Here is a 20,888-nt window from a genome sequence, read left to right on the forward strand (position 1 = left end):
TTGTTTTTTTCTTAGTTCTTCTATTTTGGCCGTAATATTGGCTATTGCCATTTGTGCTTTTATTTTGGCACAAGGGTCTGTTACATTTGCACTTTGATCTTCTCCACCCTCCCCGCGCTGGCGCGAGCGTCTCGCTCGTGACACTAAAGCAATGCACGAGCGAGACGCTCGCACCAGCAAGGGGACTCTTACTGTCTATTTTGAGCTTTGTTTTAAATTACAATCAAGAATTACTTTTCGGCTTAAATCTCTAATCCAATATTTTTTCCCAAAAATATTTCTATTAGATAATTCTTCATTAACTATTTTTATTTCGGCTAAGTAAAATTTCTGTTCAGATATTTTTAAATCCCAAATATAATTTGAGTTAAATACACCATCACCAGGGTAATTTGCACAAACATCCATTGCATATATTTTATTACCAAATTTTTTAATATCAACTTCATTAAGAACTTCAAATTCTGTAATTACACCTACGTGTTTATTGGCTGTATCACACACTGCTTTATTAAAATTTGATTTTATTGGCTTTACTTTAATTATATAATCTTCAAGAACAAATGTTTTGTTCTGAGCGTAATTTATACTCGAAAACAAAATAGTAAATATTAAGAAACTGTTTTTCATGATCTATGTAGTTTTTTCAATTGATTGCATTCCCAAAAAGGCTCAAATTTTGATAAAAAACTACCTAAAAAAGACAACGCTGTTAGGTAGTTCTTTATTGAAAGTTTTATTTTTATTGCTTAATCATTGTATATGTGCCAGCCTTGATTACTGCAGGTTTCGGCATTGGGTCTCCCGCTTTGACAGCAATAGGACCTGTCCACCAAAAAACTACCAAAATAGCGGCTTTGCCATTTACTGTTGTTTTTCTAACGTCCATTTCTCCAAAATTAGGAGAAGATGTAATACCAAGACGCAGTCTTTTTTCATCTGGTTTGCAATCCTTACAGCCAAATTCTGTTCCTGTTAAAATTAGAGATCCACTTATGCTGTTATTATTGCTTGTTGAAGTTAGCTTACTTAATGTATTAACTTTTTCAACTCCATTTTCTATATATTGATATTCGCCCACTATAAGATCTTCGTAGTAAAAATTGTTCATGGAGGTCTTGATATTTTTCTGCGACTTTATCTTCAATGATGTATTACCACTGGTATAAAGATACGTACCGTCGTATCCGTTTAACACATTTTTTGTGTCTTTATAGTATGCTCCTTTTACACCAATAAAATTATCTTTTGGTGTATCAATGTCTAGGATAGGGTTTTGTGCTTTACAACTATTGTTTAGCAGGATAAAAAATAGTGCGCTATAAATATAATTTCTCATAATTTTATTGTTTTTAAATGCAAGGTGTTTGTATTGTTTTATTGGTTGTCGTGTTTAGTGTAAGTTTATTCCATTTTGACATGCTACTATCTGCCTTATACAACGAGATTCCGAAAGAACCAAATTGCTGTAAAAAACTTTCTTCTAAGGCTCCTTTACTATCACGATATTTGTAACCTTGATCTTTATGAATTATTTTAATTTTTTCATCATCTGTCTTACCTATAAATTTAGGATTATTCCATACTTGATTTACTTTATCATTTAATACACCAATATTGTCTACTTTTATAGCATAAGTATTAGTAATTCCTGCTTTATCTTTGGCAACCACCATAAAAATAACATCGTTTTTCCTGAGAGGACTAGCTTCGTTATACGCATTGCTTAAAAAACGGACATCAGCAAAAGAGAACATTGCATATCCATTTTCTGGATGCGAATGAGCACCACCAATATGATAATAATCTGTTGTTAATGCTACTGAAAATTCATTAGGAGATGAAACTTGGTTGTACTGATATGTAAAAGTTTGGTCTGCATTCATTGTCATTCTAATTTCTATTCCAAATTCTTTATTATTTACTGTTCCATTTACTATTGATTTTAACCAATTAATGCCAGCTATCATATTATTTGGGTCTGCAGAGTTGATTAGAACTTTCATTTGTTCGCAAGGAGTGGATGTATTTGAACTTTGATCTTCTCCACCCTCGCTACCACTGCCAGTACCCGTGCCATGATTGGTGTAAGAACCAGTATCTGTGTAGTTAGAATAACCGCTACCTGTGCCATTGTAAATAATATATCCGCCTGAACTGGGATTCTGGTAATTATTGTATACCACAACTTCTTTTAACTGAATTCCTGTATCTGTGGTTCCTCCACCATCAACATCGCATTCAATTCGGCAGGACACGCAACACCTGACGGTGCCTTACCGGTTGTGTTTGCATTTTTTAGAACCAGCTTAACGGTACCATTTTCTATAAGTCTACCATTTTCAAAGCTAGCAGTTTTTACAAATCCTTTCTTTAAATCCCAAGCTGCTATGTAGCCACTAAAAGTAGCACTATCTATTGATAAATCTTCTGGAGATCTACTCGTACCATTAGGAAATATTTCAAAGAGCAAAGCTTCATAATTGTTTTCGGATAGTTTATAAATATACAATTTTTGCTCCCAAAGTTCCGTAGCGTCTTTTTTCGCTTCATTAACAGGGACTATAATTGTTTTGGTTCCATCTTTTGAATTCCTAATTTCGGCATCATTCCAATTGTAGTTTAAATTTTGTAGTAATGCAAAATTATCGCCTTTTAATTCATAGGCTTTGAACCATTCTTTGGCAGACGAAAGAATTCTAGCATCTGTCTGCCCTACATCATTGTCATCTTTCTGGCACTTTGTAAAAGTGAAAGAAACTAATAAAATGACCATAAATCTTGTTGCATTGTTAATTTTTCTTCTCATATTTTGGCGTTTAAGTTAGTAATACCTAAAAACTTGTAAGAATTAGGCTATACAATTGTAATAATAAAAAATAAGAAAAAAACTATATTTTAAATATATTTTAAAATTTTAACATAATAATTTACTTACAAAAAAGCAAATGCTTAGATTTTACTGGGAGTTATATGTTTTTTTAAGTTTGCATAAAAAACAGATAATGAGGTATAAAATTTGGAATTGTACAATTTTTTTAAATATCCTCCGCTTGCACAAGTGAGGAGCAACTTACCCAAACAATTAATTAGAACTATTTTATCCCAATATGTTTTCCTTTTCAAAGTTTTGGTGTAAATTTACACCAACTTCAAAACTTATATTATTATGCCACGACAAAGTATATCATTAACAGCTCCTAATGACGAATGGTTAAAAAATCAGGTTAATACAGATGAATTTAGTAGTAAAAGTGAGGCTATTAACTATTTGATAAAGCAAGCACGTTCGAGAGAAGAATACTACGAGTTTGTAAGGGCAAAAATAGAAAAGGGAGAAAAAAGCGGTTTTGCAAAAAAACAAACCAGAGAAGAAATGTTAGCCGAATTTAAAAAAGATTTACCTCGTAATGTATAGCTATTATTTAAGTAGCGAAGCCAAAGAAGATTTAAAAAGAATTTATTATTATGGTGTTAGTAAGTTTGGCGTTAATCAAGCTGACAGCTATTTTAATATGTTTTATGATTGTTTTGAAAAAATAGAAGCAAATCCTTTTTTATTTCCATCTGCTGAACACATTAAAAAAGGATATCGTTATTGTGTTTGTGGTGTTGACACTATTTACTACCAAATTAACGGAGATAAACGGGTAGAGATTATTACCATTATCGGAAGGCAAGATTTTTAAAGCCGTTTCCCTTGCTGGCACGAACATCTCGCCCCGTGCACAGATAAAAGAGAAATGAGAATGAGCCCGATACAATATCGAGCTCATTATGATGAAATTTAATTATAAATTCAACTGCAGTTCATTTTCTAAATTTTAATCTATCATTTAATAATCAATTTTTTAGAAACATTAAATGTATTAGAGTTAATTGTCACAATATATATTCCAGCGGTTAAATGATGACTGATTTTTGAAGATGAACTGATTCTGTTTACCAAAACTTTTCTTCCGCTACTATCGGTAACTGTTACACTTGCTGTATCACCTGCTTCCAGTGGTGGCAAAACAATATTAAATTCATTATCAATTGCAGGATTTGGATAAATGCTAACTACAGTATTCTCAACCACAACTTCAACAGGATTCACTTTTTTCGATGTCGAAGTGTTTTGAAACTGCCATTGTGCACTTTCCCAACTATTTTGACCACCAAGATATTGTGCAGAACCATTTAGATTTTCAATATGAATCATCGCTGTTGTCTGCCATCTGTTTTTGATTCTTACCCAGGTTGCGTCTACATTTTCAGAAGACCATTGTGCACTCCACCAGCTAGACTGACCTGCTGTACATTGTACTGCACCAGTTAAATTCTCAATATGCATTACATCTCCTGTACCTACATTTTTAATCATATAGTAAGTACCATCAATGGCCACTTTTTCCCATTTATAAGTATTGTCTGCAACTGTTGGACCGTATCCTACATTATTTCCGGCATCATATAAGTAATTACCTGTCCATTTGTTTTTAATTGTAAAATAGCTTCCTGTTGCGGCATTTACAGTAATTGCCGCAGTACTCGTTTTATTTCCATCAACTGTTGTTACAGTAATTGTAGCGGTACCTGCTGAAACTGCAGTGACTAATCCTGATGAATTAACCGTTGCCACAGCTGTATTGCTTGAAGTATAATTAACCGATTTATTAGTTGCGTTTGAAGGCAAAACTGTTGGTGTTAGTTGCTGTGTTCCGCCTACCGCTAATGTAGCTGATGAAGGGCTCAAGCTCACACTTGTTACTGCTACATTTGATGAATTTACTGTTATTACAGAAGTAGCCGTTTTATTACCATCCTGAGTCGTTACGGTAATGGTAGCTGATCCCGAAGCAACTGCAGTTACTAAACCTGAACCACTTACTGTCGCAACACCTGTATTATTTGAACTATAACTTACTGTTTTATTGGTAGCATTTGCTGGAGAAACAGTAGGAGTTAATTGCTGTGTAGCACCAACACCTAGAGTTACTGCTCCTGGCGAAAGTGTTACACCTGAAACCGGAACATTTGTAGTTGAGCAGTTTGCACCCTGCGTCCATGAAAATGTACCAATTGCACTAATTTCTTCATTAGTTGTGGCATTTCCGCCTCTATTAGAATAATTCATATTACAATAGGTACCGTTTCCGCTTGGAGAACCTGCAATAAGCACAAAATAGCCTCTGCCCCAGTTTCTGTTCAATACATTGTTATTTGGATATTCTTTACCAGTTCCGTTAACGGTTATGTCTTTAAAAGAAAGATTATAAATCCCATCTCCTGATCTTTTACTAATAGAAATCGCATCGTTTCTTGAATCTATAATATCAATGCTGTAAAGCTGAACATTCTTAACCTGACTTCCGGCATTCGTAGCACTAAAAATATCAATTGCCGCCACGGGATTATTGTAGGTATCATTAAAAGTTCCGCAGGCTGTTACGGTAATATCATGAATTTCGTGCATACCATCGTTGTTAAATGGTGCTCCCGGAAAATTATTACTTACTCTGATTCCTGCTTCCAAATTGTCTTTGATAATTAAATTGTAGCCTTTGTTGTTTTTTCCTCCATAAATAGCAAGTCCACAAGCGCGCCAACAGTTTTCTGAAGTATTGTATCTAAATGTATTATTGATACATTCGAGTCCGTCAGCAGACCAAATCGCCTGATCGTCGTCTCCATTGTTTCTAAAATTACAATGTTCTACAATTGAATTCGCTGTTCCTTTACAAAGATTGATTCCATCGGCATAATTATTTCTAAAACGACAGTGCGATAATGTAAAGCCGTCAGCAATTGCCGGCCCACCAGAATTGTATTGCGCAATCCAGGCACCACATTCAAAATGTTCTGCCCAGATATTTTTTACTATAGAACCACTTGTAAAAACCCCATTTATTGCTTTATAAGAATTACTTCTCGAAGCTGAATTTGTTGTAAGATATAAATCTGTGAACGAAATGTTACTTGCATTGGCACGTAATCCGCCATTTAAACTACTAGTATTGGTAAAATTAATCTGTGTGTACCACATTCCAGCGCCAATTAGCGAAGTGTTTGCTGAACCAAAATATAATTCTCGGTTAACATTATAAACCCCACTCGGAAGAAATATTTTTTTTCCGCCATTTGCATCAATAAAAGTCTGAAGATCACTTCCGTTTCCTGAATAAGTTACGGCACCTGCAGGAGCTGTAACAGCTGTTGGCACTGGTTCCATTTCTGCAAAGTCAATATGAACATTACCAGATTCTCTCACCAATTTTAATGTTCCGTTTACAGCAATTTTAGCAGGAAGTTTATAACGAACTTCATCAAAACGCATTCTTGGGTTTTGATTCGTAATTCCGTTATTGTTCGGATTTCCGTTGCTCCACAAATATTCCCAAGACCAAGTTGAAGTCAAAGTAAGCGTTGTAAGCTTTGTGTTGCCATTATAAACCCCGATAGTTCCAGATTGCCCGTCAGGAACACTATAACGAATTACTAATCCATCGGCAGCTTCACTTAGCGTCCATTGAACGGTCGCGTTTGTGGCAGACATATTCACACACTGCTGATCTGAAGCTTCTGACTGAAGATCGGCCTGATTGTATGATTTTGCAGTAACTAAAGCACCATTAGACAGTTGGCCTAAATTTGCTTCGTACCTTTTATAAGGTGCATCATAATAACCGCGCTGGGCATAGGAACCTGAAGCAAAAAGAAGAAAAAAAGCCATAATGTAACATGGTAATATTGGACTCTTCTCAAAAAAATAAAATGTAATTTGTTTCTCATAAGTTTTGGTTTATTAAATAGTTAGTGCCTTACAAAAAGGCCATAACGAAACTATACTTAAAAAAGAAATTAAGGTAAAAATGGATAAAAAATCAAGATCTACAAAACGATTTTTTAATTATAAAAACTTAACAATCAACAAAATACATTTTTTACCAAAATAAAAAATCAAGAATCAATATAGATGCAAATTTGATAATTTAAGGTTCTGAAAATGAGAATATAAAAAAACAATGTTATTTTTTAATCGTATTTTCTCCTAAGAATTTACTTATATATATTTCTCGAGAATCGTCTAATTAAAAAACTTTATTTTTCTCAGTTTGCAAATTCAGCCAAATCTATTTATTACAAAAACAATACATTTTATCCATAAAAAAACCAGTGAATCAACTTCACTGGTTTTCTATTCTTTCGTAAATCATCATCTATTTTAAGATGACTTATAAAACTGAATTTATTTTGTAACGCCAAACATCATGACCAATCTATCATTAAGATAAAAATTAAGCGTTTGATCTGCTACATCAAAACGCAAGTCTTTATTGTTTAAATACGACAACATTTTTTGCTCTGTTTTATTTGCTTCTTCATCAATACATGCCATTCTTGTAGACGCTACTTTATCAAAAGAAATATGATCACCATTAGTTTCATAATTTCCAGAGAAGTTGTTGCAACCTGAATTTCCGCTTACTTTTTTTTCTGCTGGGTTAAACTTAATAGAAGCTTTTCCGTAATCTTGTCCAACATTTTCTAGTGCAATTAGTTTCCAATTGTTTTTTGCAATAAAACTCCAAAGTTGGTCTTGAGTTGGTATAGAAAATTCCATAACGACTTTGTTCTTAGTGTTTTTGAACTGTACTTTATTGTTTTTCTTTGCGATCTTGAACTTTTTGTTGGTGATCGCTGTGCTAAATTCTTTTTCTAATTTCATGCTTTCGTCATCACAAGCCATTAAAGTTCCCATAGGGGAATTGGTCTTAATTTGATTTTTTGAAGAAAGCTTCGTGTATTTTACGTTGAAATTATTGCATCCGTTTTTACCGCTTATTGTTCCCGTTTCATCATTAATGATAATAAATGCTTTTCCGCTGTTTACCTTTTTTCCATTTAACTGAGTTAAAATCATTTTGGTATTATAAATTCCGTTTTCCTTAGTTACAGGCGTTTTAGAAATTATGCTTTTCAGTTTATATTGGTATGCAGAAGCATCAGCCGGAATAGGTTCTGGTCTTTTGGTTTTCGTAACCAGTATTTCATATCGGTTTCCTTTTTCAAAATTAAAACCTTCAATATGATCATAAAATAATTGCCATTCTTTGTCATTATCATACTTTACCTGCAGACATTCCATTGGGCCAATGCCTGTACATGGCACTTTACTTTCTTTTACAAACATTTTTAAACTTTCCTGACCATATGTAAATGTTGATAATAACACTACTACAAAAACATACATACATTTAAATCTTTTCATTTATTTTAATTTTTTAGAACACCGATTAAGCGCTCTGATTATTCAATGATTTTTTTGCAGGCACGAATTGTGCCACTTTAGAATAAAGGATGTTTTTAACTTTTTTTATTATCCCTAAATTACGCTTTTTCTTTAACAATCTAACTACTACATACTAATAATCAGTTCATTGTTTTGTATAAGCAAAAAATCATCCTTCTGTTTTAGTTAAGGATGATTTAGTAGGATTTTTTAGTGTATTTAAATTTAATCTGTCAGATATTAATTCTATAATAGATTTAAGATCGAATTAATACAGCTGCTCTTCGAATGTTCAACTGAAAAACTTCTAGCTTTTAAAATAGCGACGAAAAACCTTTGGTATATTTTATAAACAAATCGATTGCAACCAGAATAATGATAATTAATATAAGAGCTATAAAATAGGTTTTTCTTTGAGCTCTTTTATCAAATTCAAAAGTTTTGGGATTAATAAAATTCTCTGCGTAAACTGCTGGAGAAATTTTTATATGAGGACAAAATAAAGCGGCACCTTGCAAAAAATGAGCAATTAACTGATTTCTATTTTTCGGAATATAAGATAGTCCATTTTCAGCTGTAGAAAAATGAAGAGGAACTTTTACACCATTTTTAAAACCGAAAATATATCCTGGTGAATATTTTGTTCCAATTTTTCGATCAATATCGCTTACATAAGCTTCTTTGCTACGTTCTAAGTCTTTATACAAAATACTTTGAACCGTGCCATTAAATTGGTGATGGTGCAAACCATCTTGATCTACAGCAATCAAAATGACTTTTTTATGCTTCTGACGTTCGTAATTTTTATAAAGTCCCCAAATACCCCAAAGCAGTAAAGGGAAATAGATAAGATCGAATATCATTTCTCTATTAGACAAACTGCTATTGTGCTCCAACTGAATACTTAAAGGAACTCCAACAAATAGAGAAAGCATGGCAAGGCATAAAAGTCCAAACAGTAAATATATTACTACTGTAGCGGTGTTATTGCGCTCTGAAGATATTCTCGGAAAGTTTTCTTTATTATGAATCATTAATTTTATAAACTCTTGAGGAAACAAGCTGGTATTTGTGGTTATTTCTTAGATTGCCAAAATCTGTCTTTCCCTTCTGCAATCCACTCTAGCGATTGTGTAATTCTTTTATTTCTAGTTTCATCTGTCTTGGCATCTGCAATCCAAATAATATAATTTTTACGGAATGACGGCGATTTGCTTTCAAAAATCTCGATCGCTTTGCTGTCCTTTTTTAATGCATCCATAAATTCTTTAGGAGCCACAACTTCTGCAGCAGATTTTTCTTTTACAGGTTTAGGTTTAGCGGTTCCGTTTTCATTTAAAATCATTGCCTCTTTGATATATGCGGTTAATATCTCTTTACTTGGCAACTCCGATAAGTTTTTGATCTTGTCTAAATAGCCAAATTTTTTGCCCGCTTTTACACTTGCTTGAATTTCCTTGTCTTTCATCAATTCAGCTTTATATAAGCTAAAAGAACAATGTTGTTTAAAACCTCCCATCATAACTAAATGATCACCTTTATAAGAATAATGTGGTGTTCCCCATTTAATATTTTCTTCTACATCGGGGCAGGTACTAAAAATTACATCTCGTAAATGGTTTAAAATAGGTTTTGCAAAGTCTGCCATTTTTGCAATGTAAGCTGTAACATCTTTGTTATAATTTCCCATTGATTGAACTATTTAATTTTGTGATAAATTTTCAAAATGTTTTATTATGCTCTAATACAAAATGTTTTACATTATTTTTTCGAGCTCATAACAAATCTACTTAATTGATTATTTAAAATATATCCTATTAAAAATATTTTATAAACATTATTTCATACAATCCTTTAAAATTTGGGATGCAAACTTTATAAAAAATTAAAATCCCATTTCTAATGAAATGGGATTTTAAAAAACTACTTATTTTTTTACTTTAAATATTTTATAAAATAGGAAAAGAATACCTAGCCAAATAGGAATCAATTCTACGGATATCTTCATATTTGTCATCCACATGATGGCTAAAATACCTAGTAAAAATGCAAAACAGATGTAATTGCTTACTGGGTAAAATATTGAAGCAAATTTTGTTTTTGTATTTTCCTCGTCTTTTGCTCGTCTAAATTGCAGATGCGTATACGAAATCATAACCCAGTTAATAACCAAGCAAGAAACTACTAAAGACATTAAAATGCTAAAAGCTTCTTCTGGCATTATTTTATTGATTAAAATACAGATTGCGACAAAACAGGAAGATATTAAAATAGCATTAACTGGCACTGAGTGTTTGTTTAACTTCTTTAAAAACTTTGGAGCACTGCCTTGATCTGCTAAACCAAATAGCATACGTGAGTTGCTGTATACACTACTGTTATATACAGATAAAGCCGCAGTTAATACAATTAGATTAAGAACATTAGCGATAAGCTTTGTAAAAAAGATTTTCTGGCCAAATAACGTAAATTCCATTCCGTTTAAATTTTGAAAAACCATTACAAACGGACTACTATCTGTGGTAATTTGTCTCCAAGGTGACAAAGCAAATAAAATTACTAATGCACCAACATAAAATATAAGAATTCTATAAATAACCTGATTGGTTGCTTTTGGAATGTTTTTTTCTGGATTTTCTGCTTCAGCAGCGGTTATTCCAATTAGTTCTAGTCCGCCAAAAGAAAACATAATCAGCGCCATTGCAGACAATAAACCTTGGAAATTTCCATTGGCCGTTTTTTCAAAGAAACCTTTTGGAAAAAAACCTCCATCGTTATACAAATTATGAATTGTAGCGTGTTCTCCTCCTGTTCCACTTATTAGCAAATAAGTTCCAAAAAGAATCATAGCAATAATGGCAACTACTTTTATAATTGAAAACCAAAATTCTGTTTCTCCGTACACTTTTACAGAGGCAAAATTTAAAGCGTTAATAACCAAGAAGAAAAATAAACTGGATGCCCAAAGCGGAATTTCGGGCCACCAAAACTGTACATAAACACCAATTGCTGTAAGTTCGGCCATACTAACCAGAATATATAAAATCCAATAATTCCAACCTGATGCAAAACCAGCAAATGAACCGCAATATTTATAGGCAAAATAGCTAAAACTTCCCGAAACAGGTTCTTCAACAACCATTTCTCCAAGTTGTCTCATTATAAAAAAAGCGATAATTCCGGCAATAGCATATCCTAAAATAACAGACGGTCCCGCTAAAACGGCTGCTGGCCCAATGCCAAGGAAAAGGCCTGTTCCTATAGATCCGCCTAAGGCGATTAACTGAATATGTCGATTAGTGAGTCCACGTTTAAGCTGAGTCTCTTCTGCAGCATCATGATTATTTTTCACAGATTAGATTTTAAAAGGATTTAAATGTTTTTGGAAATGTACAAAAAGCGAAGATAACTTAAAAAAGGAATCGTACAAAGAGTTTGTTAGAATACAAAAACACAAATAAAGAATAATAAAATACTAAAAATAATGTACCTCAAAATATATTTACCGTTATGAGCCTCGTATTTTTCTAATAGCTTCTCGTATCTATTATTAAAAAACAAAATAAAATAATTGGCTAAAAATGCTGGAATAACAAAATACATTAATGCTTCTCTTTTTATCGTTAAGCTTTTTTTTCATAAAAATCGCCCAATTCTAAAGGTAATATGCTTTTCAAAATTATAGCAATTGTCATAAAATTGATGCATAAAAAAGCGCTCATATACATTATGGTATTAAATTTCCAAAAACCATTATTTGCAATCTTAGATTGTACAACTGCATCTACACAAATCTTATCGTAAATTTTTATCATTCTTAAAAACTCATTTTAAATACATTTTAAGGTTGCTTCTCTATTGCAACAATTTATATATCAACAATAAACGATAAGTAGTTTTAGGATTTGAGTGGGCCTGATGGAAAATTAGAAACGCTAGAAATCAATGCCAAAGGCTCAACATAATTTGGATTTTTACTGATCTTTCCATCTTTGATAACGTAAGGATGCGTAAGCAATATATCTGTAAGTGTGCTTTGGCTAAAGCTATTGATATCATACATGCAGATTAAAGATACAGAGTGTTTTGGAGTAAGTAAATTTAGACTGGCCTCATATTCTAAGAGTTCGTCAGTTCCAGGCAAATTCTTGAGCGCCCATACCATATCACCGCAAGCTCTTGTACTTTCGTAACCAGCTCTTGAAGCCGATAATAAAGTTTGTTCTAGCATTTTATACATTTTTTCAGTCGCAAAAGTGCCATCCTTAATGTATGTATTTTCAGAAGCCAGAACTTCAAATTGACCACTCGAAAGTTTTTCGGTAATAGATACTCCATTATTGGTAAGGCAACGGCAATGTTCACTATGACGATTTCCTTCAAGAATGTTAATTACTTTTTCATTCTTTTCTAATCCTTCCAAAATGTACGGAATGATTACCTCATATTGCTGTTCTTTGGAATCGAAAAAACCGCAAATGTGCATTGGAGCCGACAAAGATTCTCCACAGACTGAAAAAGATGTTTGTTTATTCATACATCAAATATATATAATTAATTTTCGTCAGTGCAATTTTTCTCTTTTAACAAATCAACAAAAGTCTATATTCGCCATCATTTTCCTTTGGCGCTCTATGAATACAAGGCTGTACTTGCTGTTTTGGATGATCAACAGCCAAACGCCAAAGATGCATTTGCCCTAAATTAATGGGTTCTGCATCTTTCTGAAGCTGATAATGCAAATCAAAGTAGTTCTCTTTTAAAAAGTCTTCGAACTCTGCTTCTGCTCCATCATGCAATTCTTTTAGTTTTGTTCTAATTTCTGGAATTAGAATTTTCTGCTTTGCTTGATCATTAGCTACAATATCGCTTGCTGCTCCGTGATAGGTACACAAAAAAGTATCTGTTGCAATTGGAGAACGATCGACGTGAAATGAATATACATCAGTAGATATGAAATCAAACTCGTCGTCGCGTTCGTAGCACTTTAATAAATTGAGAGAAGGCGAAGCTCCAAAATCAGTTAACAATTGCAAATCGTTTAAGATAATTTCCCTTGCTATATTTCCTTTTTCTGATAATTGAAGCGCGATTAAGTCTTCTGGAAATACTTCTGTTATATTTTCTTTTAAAATCAATTGGTTTACAATCTCTTGAAAATCGCCATCCAAATTTCTGTACCAGCATAACGCATTCATTTCTCCTTTGAAATCGGTATTTATAAGCTCAGAGAAAGTAGAGACTACACCTATTTGGCTGTTGGAAGAAAATGCATTATTCATAATTTGGATATTAAGATCAATTACAAAAATATGCAATAGCAATTACTTTTAAAATCTTTACACTTCTAATTTCATGTATTCGATTGCCATAGCTTTTCAATCGTAAATAACCATGAAATCAGGTATTGCTTTCTGCTTTTGAGGTTGGTAAATTTGCTATGAACTCAAAAAAATATATGATGAAATGTAGTAATATCGATGATTTTAAAGCAATGAAATCATTTTCTTTTAAAAATAAAACAGTACATTTTGCAAAACAGCTTTTTTATGTTTCCATTCTTTCGATACTTTTCTCAGCTTGTTCGAGCAATGACAATGAATCGAATAACAATCAATCTGAATATTATTTTAAAGCCACTTTAGACGGCCGCAAAATAAATTATTATGATGCCAATTTTCAGTTCAGCGGTAATAATGGACGTTTTGAACACATTATAATTGGAGGATTTGAAACACCGCATCCTAAAACTCCTGGCCAGCTCGCGCCCAACTCATTAGATTTTGAAATATGGAGAACAGGAGGAAATATTGCTGAAGGAACTTATTCTACTCCTCTCGAACCAGAAATGATTGCTCGATATGCTGTTCAAACAAAAGAGGGAACTATTGTTTATAACACTTCAATTGCTGATGACGTTTTTACAGTAAAAATTGAATCTATTAGCGAAAAAGGCATTAAAGGTACATTTTCTGGAAAGCTAAGAAATATGGATTCAGGAGTAGTCGTAGAAGTTACGGAAGGATCTTTTTATCTTCCTGATTCAGTTTTAGTTAATCCATCATAAAATCTTCAAAAAAGAAAAGGTGTTTGAACTTCAAACACCTTTCTTTCGCTTTTACTATTTTATCTCTTTAAAGCTTAATATTTATTAATGTAAACTGTTTTCTTGTTTACAAATTCTTGAATGCCATCTTGCGAAAGTTCACGTCCGTAACCTGAATTTTTAGTTCCGCCAAAAGGCAATCTCTGATCACTTTTTACCAGTTCATTTACAAATACCGCCCCTTCGTCAAATTTTGGAATTAATCGGAATGCTTTTTCAAAATTTTCTGTAAAAATTGTGACGCCAAGTCCAAAAGCACTGCTGTTTGAAAGTGCAACAGCTTCTTTTTCTTCTTTGAAAGTCGTAATTCCAATCAACGGACCAAAAACTTCCTCTTTAAAAATCAACATATCTGTAGTAACCTTTCCAACAACAGTAGGCTCGAAATAAGCTTGATTTCTTTTACCGCCAAGCAAAACTTCTCCTCCTTTATTTAATGCATCTTGAAGTTGTTTTTCTAATTCTTCAGCAAGGTCAACACGCGCCATAGTGCCTATTGTTGTTTCTTCACTCAAAGGATCTCCCGAACGAAGTTTACTGACTTCTTCTATAAAAGCTTTTGTAAACTCTGTTGCAATAGAAGATTCTACAAGCAAACGTTTTCCAGCAATACAGCTTTGCCCTGCATTCTGAAAACGTGCTTGAACGCAAGTTTTAACAGTTTTCTGCAAGTTGCAATCTGCAAAAACGACCAAAGCATTACTTCCTCCTAGTTCTAAAACTGTTTTTTTAATTTCATTTCCAGCATTAGCTGCCACCGCTCTTCCTGCTGCTTCACTTCCTGTAAGTGTAACTGCTTTAACTTTAGGATTTTTAATGATTTCTTCTACCATTTTACTTCCAATCGGTAGATTCGTAAAACATCCCGCAGGAAAGCCGGCTCTTTCGAATATTTTTTCAATACTGATGGCGCTTTTCATGACATTGCTAGCATGTTTTAAAATCGCAACATTACCTGCCATTAACGCTGGAACTGCAAAACGCATAACTTGCCAGAACGGATAATTCCAGGGCATAATAGCCAAAACAATGCCTATTGGTTCGTAGCTTACATAACTCTTATATGCTTCGGTTTCTATTATTTTATCAGCAAGCATTTTGGGAGCGTTCTCTGCATAATAATCGCATAAGGCGGCACATTTTTCTACTTCTGCTATTGACTGAGTGATTGGTTTTCCCATTTCTTGAGTGATAACCTCGCCATACGCTCGGGAATTTTTTTAAGTTCCTGACCAACAGCTTTCATTAAAACTGCACGTTCAGAAAAGGGAATTTCTTTCCAAATCTTATATTGAGCGTCTGCTTTATCAATTGCATTTTCAACGTCTTTTTTATCAAATTCGGTAACCTCATGTACAATCTCTTGGTTATAAGGGTTTATAGACTTAATCATAATTGTATCTTTTTAAAAACGATATAAAAGGTACAATTTATTTTAATTTTTAGATTGCGTAAAGTCTATTATTTTATGAATAAATCTTTTTCCTAAAACACAAATAGCTTTACAATGATCCTGCTTTTACAAAAGTCTGCCAGCCGCGCATGGTTTCAATAAAACGTTCGCTCAACCCTCCTTGCCTCAAATAATCTGCCATTACAGGCAATTGCGGACTGTCGTACATTGGATTTGCTTGTACCTGAAGCGGAAAATCTCTCTGAAGAATCGCTGCACGGGCAATAAGTACAAAATCACAGCCTTCATCTAAAAGTTCTCCTGCACGCTGTGCACTCATAATTTTTCCGGCTGCACCTAGACGAACTCCTTTGCGGGGAATTTCAGTAAAAACACTCAACATGGTTTTTCCTTTAAAAGTTCCTTCACGAACTATTTGAGCTGAATCCCACAAAGCGAGATCTAAATAATCAATTAATTCACGATCAAAAATATCGGCCGTTACTTCTCGCAATTCTTCCAAAAGCAGTCCGTAACGTTCAATCGACAATCGCCAGCCAATCTGAAAGTCAGGTCCACAAGCTTTGCGAATTCCTTCGATTACTTCTATGGTAAAGCGGGCTCGGTTTTCTAAGCTTCCACCATACTTATCTGTACGATCGTTTAAATTTGGAGACATAAACTCAGAGAGAATCCATCCAAAAGCTCCATGAACTGAGATTCCGTCAAAACCTGCTATTTGCGCTCTTTTTGCCGCAGCGATAAAACTGTCACGAATCCGTTCTACTTCTTCGGTCGTTATTGCCTTAATTCCTTCTATCGTTTTGCTCGACGCTGGAGCTGGTATTCCGCCAATTGAAGGTTTTGCGCGATGTCCGGCATGATGCAATTGCACCGCCGACAATGCGCCACCATCACGAATCGCCGACGCCATTTTGGTCAATCCAGACAAATGATTATCGCTATGAATTCCTAATTGTCGCTCAAAAGCGATACCACCTGCCTCTACCGTAGAAGCACTGGTTTGAATTAATCCGTAACCACTTTGCGCAAGCTGTTCCATCCAATATTGATCGAACTCAGATGCAGTGCCATCATATTCACTTTGCTGGCTGGTTAAAGGGGCTAACATAAAACGGTTTCTCATTGCTGGGCCGTGCAGCAATGTAAGCGGTTTAAATAAATCAGAAACAGACATATTGTTTTTTTTTTAAGTTCTACTTATTATTATCGAATGCAAAGTTGTCGAGATAATCATTTGAGATAAATGGATGATTTTTACTTTATAATGGACATTTTGAATTGAGATATAACAAGATGAAAATTCTCCATCATAAAGTAAATTTCCTCCATTCTCTAGCGGATAATGCTGTCAGATCTTTGCCTTGTTCATAAAAACAATTCAAAATGAAAAAAACAGCTATTATTATTCTTTCTGATCCAAAAGCGGGTTCAGAAGAAGCTTTAGGACGTGTATTCAATGCTTTAGCATCGGCTTATGAATTCAAACACGAAGGTCAAGATGTAAAAATTATTTTTCAAGGTACTGGTATAAGATGGCCAGAACAACTTGAAAAACCTGAGCATCCCGTTAATGCTCTTTATAAAGAAGTAAAAAATCATGTTCACGGACTTTCTAAAGGATGCGTTGCAGTATTTGGCACTGAAGTGTCTGGCTATGAATTGCTAAACGACAATGAAGTTCCTGGAACTCCTGGTCTTCCTAGTTTTGTAAATCTTAAAAAAGAAGGTTACGAAATTTTGATTTTCTAAACTAAAAACTGCCCTCGAAAATAAAAAAGAGGGCAGTTTTTACATCATCTAAAAATTAGATGGAATACAAAAGAACGCTTAAAATTGTTCCTTTTTTTGAGTAATTTAGCGTAGTATGAATACTCCATAAAATCAACATTTAAGTCATAAAGTTATGCAAGAAGATTTTCAATATTACATGAATCAATGTTTGGATTTAGCCAAGAGTGCTTTAAAAGCTGGAAATCCGCCTGTTGGCGCGTTGATTGTATTGGATGGAAAAATAATTGGAACGGGCATAGAATCTGGAAAATCAACTGGAGATATAACCAATCATGCGGAAATATTAGCTGTTAGAGATGCTTTAAAAAACGGATATTCAGATAATCTCCATTTGGCTCGTATGTATACTACTCATGAACCCTGCATTATGTGTTCGTACATGATTCGCCATCATAAAATTGCTTGCAATAATTTATGGCACATCTGTTCCTTATGTCGGAGGATTTACTTCTCAGTTTAATATTCTTTCTACAGAAGATGTTCCAAAATGGGGAAATAAACCGCAAATAATTGGTGACGTGTGCATTGAAGAATGCAACAAACTCAATGCGCAATTTTTAGAGCTAATAAACAAACACTAAAAACATGCTATCTCAATCTGTATATACTCTAGTTAATCAGCAAAACGGAAACTTATCCTTCAAAGTGTTTGAGTTTGACAATAGCAGTTATTTTGATCATATTCAGCGAAATAATTATTTTACTATAATCATAATTACATCTGGAGAAGGATTAGCCAAAGTTGATCTTAGCGAATATTCGTTTCAAGAAAACACTTTATTTGCGTTTTATCCCTATCAGCCTTTTATGCTTGCTTCAGAAAAACCGCTGACTGGCATTTCTATTCAGTTTCATCATGATTTTTTCTGCATTTACAAACATCATAAAGAAATTGCATCAAACGGAATTTTATTTAATAATGTGTATCAGCGACCTTTTATCTTTTTGGATCAAAATAATAAACAAACGCTTCTTAATATTGTCAAAGAAATTGTTAACGAACTAAAAATGGAAGCTTTAAGAAAAGATGAAGTTTTGGTTTCTTATTTAAAAATATTTCTGGTTTTTGCTACTCGAATAAAACTAGAACAACAATCTATAAAAGAAGTAAACGTTACTGATAAACAGCTTTTTATTGTTCAGAATTTACGAAATGCGATTGAAGATGATTTTAGAACAAAACATTCTGCAAGCGAATATGCAGATATGTTGCATGTAACGCCAGTTGTATTAGCGCGTGCTTGCAAAAAATCATTTCAATATGACTCTTTCAGATTTAATAACCGAAAGGATTATTGTTGAAGCAAAAAGAGAACTGTATCTAACCAACAAAACTGTCAAAGAGATTGCCTACGAATTGGGCTATGATGATGAATATTATTTCAGCAGAGTATTTAAAGGCAAAACCGATATATCTCCACAATTATACAGAGATACTATTGGTTTTAACAGAGGGACATTATCATAAAATGTATAAAAAAACAAAGTTATTATTTCGACAAAATATACTATCACTAAATTTTGAATCAAAAATTCCCCAAAAAATAACAAGATTCTAAATTAGCAGTACTGTTTAATATCAATACCATATTTCCGCCAATTTATAGAATCCCGTCGTTGTTTTTATGGCATCGTTTGTTTAAATTTGTGACTCTTATGAAAAATTGGTGCACTAAATTTTTACTTTCAATTGTCATTCTCTTAAATGGATATGGCAATGTTTATGCACACAATAACATTGTTTTATATAAAAAGTTTTCGTTCTGTACACTTATAGATCATACTCAAAGTGAATCTAAATTAAATCGAGGACGTTCATTTGAATCTTTTAAAAGAAAAATATGTCTTTTCGATAATGAAGAAAACGAAGATAATTTTTCGGCTACTCAAAAACAGGTTGTAAAAAACAACTACTTTTTAATTTTTCACAGCAGTAATCATTTTGTCGTTTCTGCGACTGCTTTTACTCAAAAAGTAAATGACTGCAAAATTTTCAGTTTACTTGACAATAAAGTATATCTGTTATTTCAGGTTTTTAGAATTTGATTTTTAACGCTATTGCTTGTCAATAGCCAATTACTTTATAGTTTTATCCTCTGTATTCTTTAACTAGATAATAGACGGATATGAACTTCTATGGTCTATTCCCAAAGGCCTTTTTATCTAAAAATCAAAAATAAATTACGTTTTAATGCTGAAATAATTATGAAGAGAATTTTCATGATCATGACTTTATGCGCCTTAGTTTTTGCGGGCTGCAATTCTAAAAAAGAAGAAGAAAAAGAAGAAAAGACCAAATTTCTGGTTACAAATCCAATTGAAAAAGATACTACCATTACGAAAGATTATGTATCGCAAATACATTCTATTCAACATATTGAGATAAGAGCTCAAGAGCGCGGTTATCTTGAAAAAATATATGTAGACGAAGGACAAATGGTAAAAAAAGGTCAGCTCCTATTTAAAATCATGCCTGCTCTTTATGAAGCCGAATTAAAAAAATCAAAAGCTGAAGTAAGTTTCAGTTCAATTGAATATCAAAACGCTAAAAAATTAGCTGATGAAAAGGTAGTTTCTCCAAATGAACTGGCAATGGCAAAAGCTAAATTAGAAAAAGCAAATGCTGAAATGGCTTTAAGCAAAGTTCATCTTCAGTTTACAGAAATCAGAGCGCCTTTTGACGGAATCATTGACAAGTTTCACGTACGTCAGGGAAGTTTAGTTGATGAAGGAGAATTGCTTACAGAATTGGCAGATAACAGCTCAATGTGGGTATATTATAACGTTCCAGAATCTGAATATTTAGATTATCAGGAAAAGACAGGAAAAAGCGGTAAAATGAAAGTCAATCTTTTAATGGCTAACAACAAAAAATTCCAATATCCTGGAGTTGTAGAAACCATTGAAGCCGATTTTGACAATGAAACCGGAAACATTCCATTTAGAGCCACTTTTCCTAATCCAAAAAGATTATTAAGACATGGAGAAACAGGAAGCATTCAAATGCCTATCGAACTTAAAAATGCTATGCTAATACCTCAAAAAGCAACTTTTGAAGTTTTAGACAAAAAATATGTATATGTAATTGATAAAAACAATGCTGTAAAATCTAGAGAGATTGTTATTGTCGCCGAAATGCCTCACCTATTTGTAATAAAGGAAGGCTTGTCACTTCATGATAAAATACTTTTAGAAGGGCTTCGTCTTGTAAAAGAAAATCAAAAAATAGACTACGAAGTGGTAAAACCGCAATCGGTTATGTCCAATTTAGAGCTGTATGCAGAATAACCGAATCTAAA

The 20,888-nt window shown here is 33.3% G+C and carries 22 protein-coding genes and 1 pseudogene; 9 read left to right on the plus strand and 14 right to left on the minus strand.

Annotation, left to right across the window (positions count from 1 at the left end):
- Positions 1 to 195: 195 nt before the first annotated feature.
- The 4 genes from P5P87_RS05185 to P5P87_RS05200 form a co-directional block, all read right to left on the minus strand.
- A complete protein-coding gene (locus P5P87_RS05185; protein ID WP_278021795.1) occupies positions 196 to 630 on the minus strand; it encodes a hypothetical protein in 435 nt (144 codons plus the stop codon).
- 112 nt (positions 631 to 742) lie between these two features.
- Positions 743 to 1,339, minus strand: a complete 597-nt coding sequence (locus P5P87_RS05190) for a DUF6705 family protein (protein ID WP_278021796.1) — start codon at positions 1,337 to 1,339, stop codon at positions 743 to 745.
- Positions 1,340 to 1,352: 13 nt separating this feature from the next.
- Complete coding sequence (locus P5P87_RS05195; RefSeq protein WP_278021797.1) at positions 1,353 to 2,258, minus strand: hypothetical protein; 906 nt, start codon at positions 2,256 to 2,258, stop codon at positions 1,353 to 1,355.
- Complete coding sequence (locus tag P5P87_RS05200; RefSeq protein WP_278021798.1) at positions 2,195 to 2,809, minus strand: hypothetical protein; 615 nt, start codon at positions 2,807 to 2,809, stop codon at positions 2,195 to 2,197. The genes P5P87_RS05195 and P5P87_RS05200 overlap by 64 nt, the downstream gene beginning before the upstream one ends.
- 360 nt (positions 2,810 to 3,169) lie before the next feature.
- On the opposite strand from P5P87_RS05200, the gene P5P87_RS05205 reads away from it, so the two are divergent.
- Entirely contained in the window at positions 3,170 to 3,418 is a 249-nt protein-coding gene (locus P5P87_RS05205; protein WP_278021799.1) for a ribbon-helix-helix domain-containing protein, read from the plus strand.
- Positions 3,411 to 3,689, plus strand: a complete 279-nt coding sequence (locus P5P87_RS05210) for a type II toxin-antitoxin system RelE/ParE family toxin (RefSeq protein ID WP_278021800.1) — start codon at positions 3,411 to 3,413, stop codon at positions 3,687 to 3,689. The genes P5P87_RS05205 and P5P87_RS05210 overlap by 8 nt, the downstream gene beginning before the upstream one ends.
- 143 nt (positions 3,690 to 3,832) lie before the next feature.
- Here the strand turns inward: P5P87_RS05210 and P5P87_RS05215 are convergent, their stop codons facing one another.
- From P5P87_RS05215 to P5P87_RS05250, 8 genes are all read right to left on the minus strand, one after another.
- A complete protein-coding gene (locus P5P87_RS05215) occupies positions 3,833 to 6,715 on the minus strand; it encodes an Ig-like domain-containing protein (RefSeq protein ID WP_278021801.1) in 2,883 nt (960 codons plus the stop codon).
- Between the two features lie 516 nt (positions 6,716 to 7,231).
- Positions 7,232 to 8,254: an META domain-containing protein gene (locus P5P87_RS05220; protein ID WP_278021802.1), complete on the minus strand. Its 1,023-nt coding sequence runs from the start codon at positions 8,252 to 8,254 to the stop codon at positions 7,232 to 7,234.
- Between the two features lie 335 nt (positions 8,255 to 8,589).
- Positions 8,590 to 9,309: a hypothetical protein gene (locus tag P5P87_RS05225; protein ID WP_278021803.1), complete on the minus strand. Its 720-nt coding sequence runs from the start codon at positions 9,307 to 9,309 to the stop codon at positions 8,590 to 8,592.
- A 41-nt stretch (positions 9,310 to 9,350) separates the two neighbouring features.
- Positions 9,351 to 9,965: a YdeI/OmpD-associated family protein gene (locus P5P87_RS05230; protein ID WP_198855821.1), complete on the minus strand. Its 615-nt coding sequence runs from the start codon at positions 9,963 to 9,965 to the stop codon at positions 9,351 to 9,353.
- 237 nt (positions 9,966 to 10,202) lie between these two features.
- A complete protein-coding gene (locus P5P87_RS05235; RefSeq protein WP_278021804.1) occupies positions 10,203 to 11,627 on the minus strand; it encodes an amino acid permease in 1,425 nt (474 codons plus the stop codon).
- Positions 11,628 to 11,898: 271 nt separating this feature from the next.
- Positions 11,899 to 12,090: a hypothetical protein gene (locus P5P87_RS05240; RefSeq protein WP_278021805.1), complete on the minus strand. Its 192-nt coding sequence runs from the start codon at positions 12,088 to 12,090 to the stop codon at positions 11,899 to 11,901.
- Positions 12,091 to 12,173: 83 nt separating this feature from the next.
- Positions 12,174 to 12,812, minus strand: coding sequence for an MEDS domain-containing protein (locus P5P87_RS05245; RefSeq protein ID WP_278021806.1), 639 nt, complete (start codon positions 12,810 to 12,812; stop codon positions 12,174 to 12,176).
- Between the two features lie 46 nt (positions 12,813 to 12,858).
- Positions 12,859 to 13,557, minus strand: coding sequence for a DUF1826 domain-containing protein (locus tag P5P87_RS05250; protein WP_278021807.1), 699 nt, complete (start codon positions 13,555 to 13,557; stop codon positions 12,859 to 12,861).
- Between the two features lie 176 nt (positions 13,558 to 13,733).
- Between P5P87_RS05250 and P5P87_RS05255 the strand changes: the two genes are divergently transcribed.
- Complete coding sequence (locus tag P5P87_RS05255) at positions 13,734 to 14,342, plus strand: hypothetical protein (RefSeq protein ID WP_278021808.1); 609 nt, start codon at positions 13,734 to 13,736, stop codon at positions 14,340 to 14,342.
- A gap of 74 nt (positions 14,343 to 14,416) precedes the next feature.
- Here the strand turns inward: P5P87_RS05255 and P5P87_RS05260 are convergent.
- Together P5P87_RS05260 and P5P87_RS05265 are read right to left on the minus strand one after the other, a co-directional pair.
- Positions 14,417 to 15,774: pseudogene (locus P5P87_RS05260) on the minus strand (NAD-dependent succinate-semialdehyde dehydrogenase).
- 109 nt (positions 15,775 to 15,883) lie between these two features.
- A complete protein-coding gene (locus P5P87_RS05265) occupies positions 15,884 to 16,972 on the minus strand; it encodes an NADH:flavin oxidoreductase (protein WP_278021809.1) in 1,089 nt (362 codons plus the stop codon).
- A 209-nt stretch (positions 16,973 to 17,181) separates the two neighbouring features.
- On the opposite strand from P5P87_RS05265, the gene P5P87_RS05270 reads away from it, so the two are divergent.
- From P5P87_RS05270 to P5P87_RS05295, 6 genes are all read left to right on the plus strand, one after another.
- Positions 17,182 to 17,547 (plus strand): DsrE family protein, encoded by a 366-nt coding sequence (locus tag P5P87_RS05270; protein WP_278021810.1) that lies wholly within the window; start codon positions 17,182 to 17,184, stop codon positions 17,545 to 17,547.
- Positions 17,548 to 17,701: 154 nt separating this feature from the next.
- Positions 17,702 to 18,049, plus strand: a complete 348-nt coding sequence (locus tag P5P87_RS05275; protein ID WP_278021811.1) for a nucleoside deaminase — start codon at positions 17,702 to 17,704, stop codon at positions 18,047 to 18,049.
- Between the two features lie 125 nt (positions 18,050 to 18,174).
- Complete coding sequence (locus P5P87_RS05280; protein WP_278021812.1) at positions 18,175 to 18,891, plus strand: AraC family transcriptional regulator; 717 nt, start codon at positions 18,175 to 18,177, stop codon at positions 18,889 to 18,891.
- Positions 18,851 to 19,057, plus strand: coding sequence for a helix-turn-helix domain-containing protein (locus tag P5P87_RS05285; protein WP_278021813.1), 207 nt, complete (start codon positions 18,851 to 18,853; stop codon positions 19,055 to 19,057). Before P5P87_RS05280 ends, P5P87_RS05285 begins: the two co-directional genes overlap by 41 nt.
- A 188-nt stretch (positions 19,058 to 19,245) precedes the next feature.
- Complete coding sequence (locus P5P87_RS05290) at positions 19,246 to 19,635, plus strand: hypothetical protein (RefSeq protein WP_198855832.1); 390 nt, start codon at positions 19,246 to 19,248, stop codon at positions 19,633 to 19,635.
- A gap of 159 nt (positions 19,636 to 19,794) precedes the next feature.
- Positions 19,795 to 20,877, plus strand: a complete 1,083-nt coding sequence (locus P5P87_RS05295) for an efflux RND transporter periplasmic adaptor subunit (RefSeq protein ID WP_278021814.1) — start codon at positions 19,795 to 19,797, stop codon at positions 20,875 to 20,877.
- The last annotated feature ends 11 nt before the right edge of the window (positions 20,878 to 20,888 follow it).

Source organism: Flavobacterium ginsengisoli, from assembly GCF_029625315.1.
Taxonomy (GTDB): domain Bacteria; phylum Bacteroidota; class Bacteroidia; order Flavobacteriales; family Flavobacteriaceae; genus Flavobacterium; species Flavobacterium ginsengisoli.